The 12,528-nt window shown below is 46.0% G+C and carries 12 protein-coding genes; 5 read left to right on the forward strand and 7 right to left on the reverse strand.

Annotation, left to right across the window (positions count from 1 at the left end):
• The first annotated feature begins 4 nt into the window (after positions 1-4).
• On the forward strand, positions 5-250 hold the full coding sequence (locus NWE73_RS11735; protein ID WP_277578518.1) for a hypothetical protein: 246 nt from the start codon (positions 5-7) through the stop codon (positions 248-250).
• A gap of 12 nt (positions 251-262) precedes the next feature.
• On the opposite strand, the gene NWE73_RS11740 is transcribed toward NWE73_RS11735, so the two are convergent.
• Both NWE73_RS11740 and NWE73_RS11745 read right to left on the reverse strand, forming a co-directional pair.
• Positions 263-610, reverse strand: coding sequence for a KH domain-containing protein (locus NWE73_RS11740; RefSeq protein ID WP_277578519.1), 348 nt, complete (start codon positions 608-610; stop codon positions 263-265).
• Between the two features lie 127 nt (positions 611-737).
• The gene (locus NWE73_RS11745; protein WP_277578520.1) at positions 738-2,408 is read right to left on the reverse strand and encodes an AMP-binding protein; all 1,671 of its coding nucleotides are present in this window, start codon (positions 2,406-2,408) and stop codon (positions 738-740) included.
• 102 nt (positions 2,409-2,510) lie between these two features.
• Here NWE73_RS11745 and NWE73_RS11750 point away from each other — a divergent pair, with 102 nt between their 5' ends.
• The 3 genes from NWE73_RS11750 to alaS are packed head-to-tail and all read left to right on the forward strand — an operon-like array spanning position 2,511 to position 6,947.
• Positions 2,511-3,692: a metallophosphoesterase gene (locus NWE73_RS11750; protein ID WP_277578521.1), complete on the forward strand. Its 1,182-nt coding sequence runs from the start codon at positions 2,511-2,513 to the stop codon at positions 3,690-3,692.
• 50 nt (positions 3,693-3,742) lie between these two features.
• Entirely contained in the window at positions 3,743-4,207 is a 465-nt protein-coding gene (locus NWE73_RS11755) for a regulatory protein RecX (protein ID WP_277578522.1), read from the forward strand.
• Positions 4,194-6,947: an alanine--tRNA ligase gene (gene alaS, locus NWE73_RS11760; protein WP_277578523.1), complete on the forward strand. Its 2,754-nt coding sequence runs from the start codon at positions 4,194-4,196 to the stop codon at positions 6,945-6,947. Before NWE73_RS11755 ends, alaS begins: the two co-directional genes overlap by 14 nt.
• A gap of 133 nt (positions 6,948-7,080) precedes the next feature.
• Here the strand turns inward: alaS and NWE73_RS11765 are convergent, their stop codons facing one another.
• The gene (locus NWE73_RS11765; protein ID WP_277578524.1) at positions 7,081-7,629 is read right to left on the reverse strand and encodes a hypothetical protein; all 549 of its coding nucleotides are present in this window, start codon (positions 7,627-7,629) and stop codon (positions 7,081-7,083) included.
• Between the two features lie 88 nt (positions 7,630-7,717).
• The gene (locus tag NWE73_RS11770; RefSeq protein ID WP_277578525.1) at positions 7,718-10,015 is read right to left on the reverse strand and encodes an ATP-binding protein; all 2,298 of its coding nucleotides are present in this window, start codon (positions 10,013-10,015) and stop codon (positions 7,718-7,720) included.
• A 232-nt stretch (positions 10,016-10,247) separates the two neighbouring features.
• On the opposite strand from NWE73_RS11770, the gene NWE73_RS11775 reads away from it, so the two are divergent.
• Positions 10,248-10,637 (forward strand): hypothetical protein, encoded by a 390-nt coding sequence (locus tag NWE73_RS11775; protein WP_277578526.1) that lies wholly within the window; start codon positions 10,248-10,250, stop codon positions 10,635-10,637.
• A 117-nt stretch (positions 10,638-10,754) separates the two neighbouring features.
• Here NWE73_RS11775 and rpsI read toward each other — a convergent pair whose 3' ends face one another.
• From rpsI to truA, 3 genes are all read right to left on the reverse strand, one after another.
• A complete protein-coding gene (rpsI, locus tag NWE73_RS11780; RefSeq protein WP_277578527.1) occupies positions 10,755-11,153 on the reverse strand; it encodes a 30S ribosomal protein S9 in 399 nt (132 codons plus the stop codon).
• Positions 11,154-11,168: 15 nt separating this feature from the next.
• Positions 11,169-11,609, reverse strand: a complete 441-nt coding sequence (gene rplM / locus NWE73_RS11785) for a 50S ribosomal protein L13 (protein WP_277578528.1) — start codon at positions 11,607-11,609, stop codon at positions 11,169-11,171.
• A gap of 110 nt (positions 11,610-11,719) precedes the next feature.
• Positions 11,720-12,514 (reverse strand): tRNA pseudouridine(38-40) synthase TruA, encoded by a 795-nt coding sequence (gene truA, locus NWE73_RS11790; protein ID WP_277578529.1) that lies wholly within the window; start codon positions 12,512-12,514, stop codon positions 11,720-11,722.
• Positions 12,515-12,528 lie beyond the last annotated feature (14 nt).

Consider the following 12,528-nt stretch of genomic DNA (forward strand, 5'->3'; position numbering starts at 1 on the left):
TACGATGACGATGATTCGTTGGATTGTTTTTCTCTTTTTTCTGGGCGCATTCACAGACCAACTGGCTTTTGGAAATGAGATTCAAATAACCCCATTCATCAAGGACGATCCTATCGTTCGCCAAGAGTTCGATCAGAGTATGTTCGATTTTGTCACGAAGACTTTGGGATCGGCGAAGCTCTCTCCTCATATGAAGTGCACATTGAAGACTCGCACTTCGAGGGAGCTTCGCAAATTCTCTGACAGTTAAAATCGCAGAGATCTAAGCTTCGCTTGGTTCAATATAGGGAATTTCTACGATCGCACGGATGCCCTTGCGAGCCATCATGGCAGAAATCACCGCGCGAATGCCGCTGATGTTCTTACCCTTTGCTCCAATGAGCTGTCCCAAACTTTTCGGATGACAGTCCACTTTGTAAATCGTGGTTCTATCACCCACAGTGTAGGTCACGGCGATGTCTTCAGGTCGATCCATCATTTCGCAAAGAATGCCGTACAAAAAACTACGACCTTTTTCACGAGCGGCTTCATTTTCTTTTTCATCGGCTTTCAGGGAAGGCTCAGGATTGCGCGATACTCTAATAACTTTAATTTCCTTATCCCCTGGCATCACAACGACCTTTCGAAACTGTAATCTTCACAGTAATGAATTGATCGGACAGGCCTTGTCTGAACTAAAGCGCTTTTCCCTATAAAAAAATCTAAAAATAAGACTCGCGAGTATTCTTATAATTCCCCTATGGCAAATCCTGCGCCCATGTCTCAGGAAGAGTTGCCCGTGCATCTTCCTCCCAAAATTCATAGAGTGATTTATCATTTGTTTGACGCTTTTCTTGTTCTTTTTTTATCAGCTCCATTCTGAGAATGGTGCCATCAGAACCCTTTAAAAGATCATGAAATTCCACTCTGCGCACACGTTTAAATGGAGCCAATCGGCTTCTCGTATAATTCATAATATCTATCGCAATTTCCTTAGTCGGCTCAAATCCCTTCGCCAGAACCACGATCGCCTTGGGAACCGCATAACGTATGGGATCCGGACTTGGAATGACCGCGACTTCACGAACTGCGGGATTCTCAAGAAGCACTGATTCAATTTCAAAAGGACTGATACGATAGTCAGAGCACTTGAAGAGCGCATCGTTACGCCCCACATACGAGTAATTTCCGGCCTTATCTATTCGCGCGACATCGCCAGAATGATAAGGGTGTGTTTTCAAAACTGCCGCCTCAACACAGATCTCGCCCTCTTTGACTTCTTTTCCCGCTTCATCCAACAAACGAATACTATATCCTGGCAAAGGTTTTCCCAAGCTGCCGGGAACCGCTCTTTGACCTGGAGCCACACCGATCAACATGCTGGTTTCGGTCTGACTAAAACCATCGCGAATTTGCAAACCCCACGCTTGGTGAACTTTTTCGACAATGTCTTCGGTCAATGGCTCACCGGTACTTAAAGCTTCGCGCAGCGGAATTTGAAACTGAGTGAGATCCTCTTGCAGAAGTTTTCTCCAAACAGACGGAGGCGCACAGAATGTGGTGATTCTATAATGCTCCATTGTATCGAGAAGAATTTTTGCATCAAAGCGTCCATGAAGGCGACTGAGGTGATCAACAAAAATAGTAGCCTCCGCATTCCACGGAGCAATAAAGCTATTCCAATCATGCATCGACCATCCCGGAGAGCTGATGCCTAAATGGATATCACCAGGGCGAAGTCCCATCCAAAACATTGAGGAGAGATGACCTACCGTAAAACTAAGATAAGAATGCTCAACCATTTTCGGCTTCGCAGCCATTGAAGAGGTAAAATACATCAACACCGCATCTGTCGCTTTGGTTTTCTCAGAGGCCTCATAGCTGGCGCTCTCGCGGGTGGCGTCCGCATAGTCATGCCAACCCGACATACTTCCGTCGACCAACAAAGGAATCAAACTTGATGAATCAAAGCGGAAACGATCTGCATGATCTTTCGTGGTCACCACAAGGCGCACGCGACCTCGCAACAATCGATCTTCCAACTCCGCCTCTGAAAGATAAGGACTTGCAGGAACCACCACCGCCCCCAACTTCATGGCTGCCAGCATGATCTCCCAGTAAGCTGTGTCGTTTCCGACCATCAGCAAAATGGAATCGCCTTTATGAACTCCCAATTTTCTCAAGTAATTGGCAACCTGCCCCGAACGCGCCGAAAGATCCGCAAAACTATATTTTTCTTCTTTGCCATCTTCATTAATGATCCATAAAGCAGTGTTATTATTTCCTTCGGCCATCGAATCAAAATAATCCAAAGCCCAATTGAAATTTTCCAACTGAGGCCACTTGAATTGATTGAAGGCATAGTCATAGTCTGCTCGATGCAAAATCAAAAAATCACGCGCCTGTTCAAATTCGCCTCTGATCGCCATGGGACCCCCTGAATTTAAAGACTATCATTGCACCGTATGATCGAGGATTTGTGTTTTTGCAGAAATCTGTGCAAACGCAGGACGGTCATGTTAGAAATGGCCATGGGTTTTTTCAGAGTCGTTTTAGTCAGTCTTTTCGTAGTTGTGTTTTTCTATCTCAGCCATCAACTCACAAGATTTGCCGATCTTTCGCTCGGGATGGTTTCCATCGTCAATCTTGGATTGATTTCGATCTTAGGGATTGTTTTAGCTCAGCCACTCTATTTCTGGTCGGATCGCCGCTTGGAACATCGACCTTGGCATGACAGCTTCTCTCGAGTCGCGCACCTTTGCATGGCGTACATCAATTTTTTGATCAGCTTTGTCATTCTTCGCGATGTGGCCGCTTTCGCTTTGGAATATTTGGCGCCGGCCTACAGCACTGAGTTTGCTTTTGGCAAAGAAGCCCTGGGCATCATGCTGACTCTGCCGTTGTTCTTGATTCTGCTGGGTACACTGGTGGTTCGCGTGGGCCCTCGGGTGACTCATGTGGCCCTGGGTTTTAAAAATCTTCCCAAGGGTCTCGAGAATTTGCGAATTCTGCACATCACTGACTTGCATATCAGCTCCAGTCTTCCTGTCCATTTTGTTGAAAAGCTCGTCCAGCGGGTTAATAAACTTAAGCCAGATCTCGTCGTTTACACCGGAGACATTTTAGATAGCCAAGCCATCCGCCACCTTGCTGAATTTGATTCTTTAAAGAAAATGGAAAGCAGACTGGGACACTACTACGTTCCTGGAAATCACGAGTATTACTGGGACGTCGACCAGGGCTTGGCAGCCTTTCGGTCTGTGGACTTCAACGTCCTCATCAACGAAACCGCCAACCTCACCATCAACAACAGCTTGTTACAGATTTCCGGCATTCCGGATCCTGCGGCCCGAATGTTCAGAAAAGAAGAGCCTGATTTTGAGAAGGTCGCTGCACAGCTTAAGCCCGAAGGCTTTAAGCTCCTTCTATCGCACCAACCCTCTTTGGCAAAGCAAGCCTGCAAGAAGGGCTTTGACCTGCAGCTGTCAGGGCACACCCATGGTGGACAATTCTTCCCCTGGAATCTGCTCATTGGCTTCTTTGAAAGATACTCGAAAGGCCTTTACCGTATTCAGGGCATGCAGCTCTATGTCAATCAGGGTACTGGCTACTGGGGACCGAGCTTGCGACTCGGAACCTACTGTGAACTCACGGTGATTACGCTCACCTCTAATGTCTCCATACTCCGACGAGGTCGGAGTGCAAAGAGGTAACTTGAAAAAAGCATGACTCCCCGATCTAAAGCGGGTAAATTTTTTCTCGCATGTCTGACGAGAAAAATCCTCTAAAAACCAAGCAAGCCGCGAAAAGAAAGGTCATGGACCTTATCGCTCGCCGCGATCACTCTGAAAAAGAGCTCCGCAAAAAACTGCGCGAGAAATTTTCAGATGAAGAGGATGGAATGGAAGCCGTTGAGGAGGCCATTGCCTATGCCAAAGACAACAATTGGCTGGGCGATCCAGTCAACCTCGCCCATCGTCTGGCCGACATGCTCCATCGCCGCAACAAAGGCATTTACTACATCAACAACTACCTCAAGGAAAAAGGGTTGCCAGCTGTTGAGACAGACCGTGCTTTGGAGCTTGAAAAGGCTCTGGCGATTGTCAAAAATAAGTATGACGAAGATTATGACTTCACTCGTGAAGACAAGGCTCGCGTAGGACGCCTGCTTGCTTCCCGAGGTTTTGATTCTGAGACCGTAAGAAAGGTTCTTTATGAAAAGCTCTGAGATTAGAAATGCCTTTATTGAATACTTCAAGCGCAATGGACATACCCATGTTGCGTCTTCGTCGCTGATTCCGGAAAACGATCCGACATTGCTTTTTGCAAACGCCGGCATGAATCAGTTTAAAAATACTTTCTTGGGTCTTGAAAAACGCGACTACACTCGCGCTGTCACTTCGCAAAAGTGTGTGCGCGCCGGTGGTAAACACAACGACTTGGAAAACGTTGGCTTCACGGCCCGCCATCACACTTTCTTTGAAATGCTTGGCAACTTTTCTTTTGGTGATTACTTCAAGAAAGACGCCATTCACTTTGCATGGGAATTCCTCACAAAAGAATTGAAGATTCCAAAAGAGAAACTTTACGTCACAGTTCATATCTCTGACGATGAAGCAGCCGACATCTGGCACAACCAGGAAGGTATCCCTCGCGATCGCATCTTCCGTTTCGATAAAGACAATTTCTGGAAAATGGGTGACACCGGTCCTTGCGGTCCTTGTACTGAAATCTTCTACGACCACGGCCCTAAAGCGGGAACTATTTCAGATCCTTTCAAAGGCATCGAAGCCGGTGAAGATCGTTTCGTTGAAATCTGGAATCTGGTCTTCATGCAGTACTTCGAGAATCCTCCGGGAACTTTGACTCCACTGCCGAAACCTTCCGTCGATACGGGCGGAGGCTTGGAGCGCATGACTGCGGCTATGCAAGGCCACTTCAACAACTACGATACAGATCTGTTCCAACCGATGATCAACTTGGCTTGTAAAATCGGCGGCATCAAATACATCACCGACAAAGAAGTTCTTGCAAAAGATCCCGCTGCTGCCGAAACAACATCAGCTTTGCGCGTCCTTGCGGACCACTGCCGCTCCACTTCTTTCCTGATCGCCGATGGGGCCCTTCCTTCGAATGAAGGCCGTGGCTATGTTCTTCGCCGTATCATGCGTCGTGCGATTCGCTACGGTCGCAAGCTTTCTGCAAATCAGTCATTCCTACCAGGTATGGCGGAAGCATTAATCGAAACGATGGGTGCATTTTACCCTGAGCTGATTGAACGCCGTGATCATATCTTGAATACGATCCGCGATGAAGAAGACAGATTCCTTGCCACTCTGGATAAGGGAACTGAAATTTTGATGACAGAGCTTGCGAAAACCAAAGCTAAAAATATCAAAGAACTTTCTGGCGAAGTTGTTTTCAAAATGTACGACACTTACGGCTTCCCTGCGGATCTCACTCGCGTGATCGCAAATGAAAATGGCATCGAAGTGAACGAAGCGGCCTTTGAAAAAGAAATGGAAGCCAACCGTGCGAAATCAAAAGCTTCATGGAAAGGAAAATCCATGGGAGCCGATGAGCAGCACTTGATCAAATTCGCCAAAGACTATGCAACAGGCGGCAAGACTGTGAAGTTCTTGGGCTATGATGGCACAATTGGCGACGGTAAAGTGATGGCTCTTTCCAATGGCCAGGCAGAAGTCAGTGAACTTAAAACGGGCGATACCGGCTTGATGATTTTGGACAACACGACCTTCTACGGAGAAGGTGGCGGACAGGCTGGCGACGTTGGATACATCATGCAGGACACCAATCGTGCTCGCGTTTTGAATACAACTAAGATCGACGATATCTTCCTGCACCACGTAGAAGTCGAGCATGGCGGATTTAAAGTTGGAAATGCTGTTGTTACTGGCGTTGACTCTGTTGAAAGAAGAAATACAGCCAGCAATCACTCGGCGACTCACTTGCTACACACGGCCCTTCGCAAAGTATTGGGTGTGCATGTCACACAAGCCGGTTCTTTGGTGGATTCTCAAAAGACTCGCTTCGACTTCACTCACAACAAACCGTTGAGCTCTGAAGAAATCAAGAAGATCGAAGATCTTGTGAACGAACAAATCGCCCGCAGCCTTGAGGTTAAAACTGAAACTATGCCTCATAAGCTCGCCATCGAAAAAGGTGCCATGGCTTTATTCGGCGAAAAGTATGCTAATGATGTTCGTGTCCTCACTATGGGTGACTTCTCATGCGAACTTTGCGGTGGTACTCACGTGAAGAACACTTCTTCAATTCGCTTGTTTAAGATCACTTCTGAAAGTGGTGTCAGCTCAGGCGTGCGCCGCGTGGAAGCAATCACTGGCGACTTGGCCGTTAAGTTTGCAATGAACTCAATTGAACATTTGGACGACGCTCTTGCTGCGGCAGGGTTGCAAAAATCAGCACATTACTTGAAAAACTTGGAAGCAAATCTTGAGTCCGTGGCAGCGGATTCAGAGGCGTACAAGAAAAGCACTTTGGCTGGCAAAATCGAGCAGTTGAAAGATCAAGCTAAGAATCTTGAAAAGGAAATCAAGAAGCTTCAAGGCGGTCAGATCAACGTTGACGAACTGGCAGGCAAAGCATTGGCCTTCAAATCTAAATCAGGTGCCGCTGGTAAGTTAATCCTTGCTGACGTTGCCGTCGATGACCGCGAAGTTCTTGCCAAGGTCACTGATGATCTTAAGAACAAGATCCAAAGCGGTATCGTTGTTGTCGTGGGTGTGGGTGACGGATCCAATCCAATCATCGTCAGCGTCTCTAAAGACATGGCTGGGGACCACAAGGCCGGAGACGTCCTTAAGGAAGTCGCAGCCCTTATGGGAGGCAAAGGCGGCGGTCGCCCTGACTTCGCTCAAGGTGCTGCTCCTGACAGAAGCAAGATCAACGACGCCTTCGCAAAGGTTAAATCACTTCTAGGCGTATAGGTACCCGCATAGGTACCTGCTTCCTTCTTATTTGATTTGGTACAAATTTGAGAAACAAAAAAGGAGATCGTAAAGCGATCTCCTTTTTTGTTTTTGAATGCACCTATTCGCATCAAAAGGAAGCAGGTACCTTCTATTGGCATTTCATTGAAGAAAAATTCTTAACGATATAACTGACCAGTCCGCGGAATGACTCCGCTTGGGTTCCACAGAAGTCCTTCAAACCCTTACCACAACCATCGAAGGACTCACCCAAATTGAGTTTCTGGCCATCGACAATAAGGCTTGCGTATCCGGGAGTGTAAGTTTGAGTGCAGAAGTCAGCAGCTCGGGTGTTGCTACAAAGATTGTAAGCCTTCGTATAAGACTGCAGTTCCGAAAGATCGGCGGCGCTAAGACAAGCTTGTTCGATAACCTGATTCTGTCCTTGTTGATCGATCAAGGTGATCTTGCCGCTGTCTACTTGAACGGTCAAAGGACCGTTGGATGTTGGAATCTCCACTGCTGTCACTGGCGATGTGGAGCTCTCGTCAGTTGAGCCATCCCCATTGATGGCATCTCCCGCCACCACAGGACTGATGTCACTTGAACTATTATATTCCGGTGCAAAACCGTTGCGACCGCAATTCTGGAATCCCAAAATGAGACAGCCAATAATAATTAAAGACCAGTTTTTCAACATCACCACTCCGATATTTCAGTATCGGCAATTCAATTGGGAACTTGACCAAGGTAGATAGGTTTCTCGCGATTTTTTAAAACTTTGCCGTCTAAATCGGGGTGTAAACAGGTTCGTCACTGCAATATTTGGATATAAGTTCGACGATCGTGCGCTTGCGAATAGGTTTTCCACAGTGTTCATCGGCCCCGACTGCCAAACTCTTCTCACGATCCTCTGTAAAATTATTAGCCGACACCACTACCACAGGAACCCTGGGAAGTCCTTGCTGGGACTCCATTTCACGCAACTTACGAATCGTGTCCAAACCCGAAATCTTCGGCATTTGCACATCCATGAAGATTAAATCGTACTGTTTCTCTGCGCACTTCTCGAGGCACTCTAAACCGTTATAGGCAGAATCAATTTCTAAATTCTCAACGGTTTTCATATAAGCTTTTAGCAGCTGATGATTCTCATCCATATCATCAACCAACAAAACTTTTTTGGTCTTTTTCGTTCCCTGAGGATATTCCTCAGACAACATCGGAAGAACTTGATACTCTTCCGTTCCTGGGACCCAAACTCCCGCGCCCCGAACCGGCAGATCGACATAAAATGAAAAGCTAGAGCCAATAAATTGAGTACTCTGACAAACCAGCTTGCCCCCCATAAGTTCAATAATTTTTTTGGAGATGCTCAAGCCTAATCCCGTTCCGCCAAAGCGCCGTGTGACCGATGAATCCTCCTGGCTAAACTCATCAAAAATTTGTTCCAGATTTTCACGGGCTATACCAATTCCGGTATCTTTAACTTCAAAACGAATGCGTCGTTTTCCCGGATCAGGAAGCTCTTCCAAGGATATAAGAAGATCCACGCGGCCGTGATCGGTGAACTTGACTGAGTTCCCCAATAGATTCAGAAGAACCTGCTTCAGACGCAAAGGATCGCCAGAGACATCAAAATCTATCTTTGGATAATGCACATGGAACTGCAAACCTTTGCGATAAATTGAAGGCATCACCAGCAGCTCTGTTTCGCGAACCAAATCACTCAACAAGAAGTCTTTCGACTCTAGCGACATCTTGCCCGCTTCAATTTTTGAGAAATCCAGAATGTGATTCAAAACCGTCAAAAGCGATTCGCCGGCACTCATCAATGAATTTACATACTCTTGTTGTTCAGAACTCAAGGCCGTCTCAATCAATAGATCCGCGGATCCCAGCATCGAATTCAATGGAGTTCGAATTTCATGGCTCATCGTCGATAAGAAAACGGACTTGGCTTTGGTTGCAGCTTCCGCCACATCCCGTGATCTTCGCAATTCTTCAAAGGCCGCTCTTTCTTTTTGAATCACATAGCGACCTGTAAAATAAAGCATCAAGGAACCAACGATATAGGTCACAAAAACCAAAACTAAGAGCACCAACAGACGACGATACAATCCAGCGTAAGCCTCGGACTTCTTCTGGTAAATGACAAGATTCCAAGCATGCCCTTTAATCTTCACCGGTTTTGCAAGAGTGATATAAGTTTCTCCGTCGCTTCCAGTAAAATCCTGAATACGATCTGCCATCACACTCATCGCTTTACTTGAAAGAAGCGGCATAGTTTTGAACTGATCCATGGTTGTTGGTTTCTCAAAGCGATAACCCAACATAGGCAAGTCACCATTCAACAGTGGCAAGACCGGACGACCAAACTCATCCACCACGATCAACCCGCCGGTACTTCCTAACTTAAAAGCTCCCAGGCGTCTGGCAATCTCTCCGGTCAGGGTATCAATACCAACTACGGCTTCAGTCTTTCCGTCGATGTAAATTCCCATAGTGGAACTAAACATCACTTTTTCCATATAGCCTTTATCAAAATAGAAGTCGGAATAGTTCATTCCTGGGCTGGAGTTATTAATGGCCCACCATTGCGCAGCTGGGTCCTTGTCATAGCCTAGAGTGTGAAATACCTCAGAGATAAAAGAAGAAGCCTCAAGATATTTGGGACTTCCCACCACCGCAGCATTACGATGAATCGTTAATATGTATGATTCGCGACCAAAATACTTTTGAGCCAACTGGGGACCTAATGCGACAAAAGCATTGAACTGAATCGGATGTGGCGCCAAAGACTCACTCGCAAATTTTTTAAAATTCTTCGCCCGTGCACCGTCTGGCATATATTGAAACATCTCAACAACGCTTTTCAACTTTTGCACGTTGCTTTCGATTGCTTGGAAATCACTTTGTAGTCGCTCTGTTTCCCTGACTAGTTGGGGATCAATACGCTCTTTTACTGCCCTCTGTTCAAAGTTAACCAAATAGGTTCCATAAGCTCCGATCACCCCGAGGACAATCAGTGTCAGAACAAAATGATTTAGCAAAAACAGATGAAGAAACGTGATCTTTCGCTGCATAAACCCCTGGTGTATGTCCTTCGACATTTCCATCATAAACTAAAATTCAGCTATAGTTGCATTACAAGGGGCTGTTTTCAGACTAACCTCCGGAAGCCGAAGGGGTGTGCTGTTTTGTCCCCGCAGCTCCGTCCTCCGAATATCGCGTTGCATTTGCATTGCTTACCTAGACCACTCTGCAATAGCCTTTCTGCATCGAAATGGTCCAGCAACTTTATTTAGGAGATTCAAAATGAAAAAGCTTATCTTGGCTTCATTGCTTATCGGTTCTTCAGCTTTCGCTGACACAACTCTTTTCAACTGCGTAGTTCCATCACAATCAAACTCTGTTAAAGCAACTTTGGTAATGGCTGATGATCAATCTGCTGATTTCATCACAGTGAACCTTGTAGAGAAAAAAGGAACAACTCAGTTCTACACTCAAGGCGACAAAGGTACTTTGACTGCGCAAATCGAACAAGGTTTCTTGCAATTCATGGCGATGACTGAACAAACAGGTCAAACAGCTGAAGGCGTAATCGTAAACACTGGCTTCCTTGCATTGAGCAAAGACGACACTGGCGCGTTCTCTGGTTTCTTGACTGCAAAAGGCAACATCTACCCATTGTCTTGCACTAAGTAATCAGCCTCTGATCAAAAATAAAAAGGAGACCCACAAGGTCTCCTTTTTTTATGCCCAAAATCCAAAAAAAAAGGGAGCTCGAAAGCTCCCTTTTCTTTTTCCAGGAAAACCCAAATCTTAACGTTTTGAGTATTGGAATCTGCGACGCGCACCAGATTTACCGTATTTTTTACGTTCAACCATACGTGGGTCACGAGTGATGTAGCCAGCTTTTTTAAGCGTAGCTTTGAATTCATTGTTGAAGGCGATCAACGCACGAGTGATACCCAAACGGATAGCACCAGCTTGTCCAGACTCACCGCCACCAGCAACAGTGATTTTCGCATCAAACTTACCGATTTGGTTTAGCAAATCCAAAGGTTGAACGATAACCATGCGTGATTGCATACGAGTCAAATAATCATCAGCTTTTTTGCCGTTGATTGTGATGTTGCCTTTTCCAGGTTTCAAGAAAACACGTGCAGATGACGTTTTTCTTCTTCCAGTAGCATAAAAGAATTTTTCAGTTGCAGCCATTATCTACCTCTCCAATTACTTTTTAGTTGGGAGTGTGAAAAGTTCAGGCTTTTGAGCAGCATGAGGATGCTCAGCACCAGGGTATGTTTTCAATTTCATGATAACATGACGAGAAAGCTTATTTGTAGGAAGCATTCCGCGCACAGCTTCGTGAATGATGAAAGTTGAATCTTTCTCTTTCGCTTGAGCTGCTGTCATTTCTTTCAATGAACCGAAGAAACGGGTGTGACTAAAATATTTTTTGTCAGTCCATTTAGTTCCTGAAAGTTCCATCTTGTCCGTGTTGATAACGATAACGAAATCGCCAGTATCAACGTTCGGAGTGTAGATAGCTTTGTTTTTACCACGAAGGATCGTCGCAATATGAGTTGCTACACGACCAACTTTTTGGTCAGCGGCATCAACGATCCACCATTTTCTTTCAACTTCTTCTGCTTTTGCATTGAAAGTTTTCATCGAGAGTCTCCAGTTTCATATTTGAACACACAGGTTTACCGTCCGTGCATTCGGCAAAATTAGGTTGAGTCTTACAACGGGCTCTTACACATTTTGCGGGAAGAGTTGTTTTAAAGTTCTAGGCACCTATTGTCAAGGTCCTGAGGATAATAAACCCTCATCAGGTACAGCCCCTGTGCCGGAGCCGGCGGCCCCGCTTGCTTGCGGTCCTGCGCCAAAATGATCTCCTGCATTTTAGAGGGGTCTAAGCCCTTTCGCTCCAACATCATGGAGGTGCCCACGATATTGCGGACCATCTGCTTAAGAAACCCACTCCCCGTCACTGTGAACTGCAAAACCCCAGGTTTACGCCACTTCCATTCGGCTTTATAGATCTCACGAATGGTGTCTTTGACTGGAGTTCCGACTGACTGAAAGCTCTTAAAGTCTTGATTTCCCAAGAGAAATTTAGAACTTTCCTGCAAATGTTCAATATTGATCGGCAGGCGCTGCCAGTCCGCATAGCGGCTTAAGTGAGCACTTGGGCGGGATTGATTCAAAATTAGATATCTATATGTCTTATGTGTAGCCGACAACGTCGCGTGGAAGTCATCAGGCGCCAGCCATGCCTTTTTTACAACGATCGAAGGGGGCAAGTAGGCATTGAGAGCCCAACACAGGTCCCACTTCTTCGTAGGATCAATCTTGCGCTGCGTAGTAAAGTGGCAAACTTGATTAAGAGCATGAACTCCAGCATCTGTTCTGCCTGAAGCAAACAACGAGATTTTCTCGTTAAAAACTTTCTCTAAGACACCCTCAATGACCTGCGCCACAGAAACCTGATCCTCAGGCTTCTGTTTCTGCCAGCCACAATACCCAGTGCCATCATAAGAAACAATAAATCGAACGCGCGTCCCCGTTTGCATCCGCCCTGTGTAAC

Source organism: Bdellovibrio svalbardensis (assembly GCF_029531655.1).
Classification (GTDB): Bacteria; Bdellovibrionota; Bdellovibrionia; order Bdellovibrionales; family Bdellovibrionaceae; genus Bdellovibrio; species Bdellovibrio svalbardensis.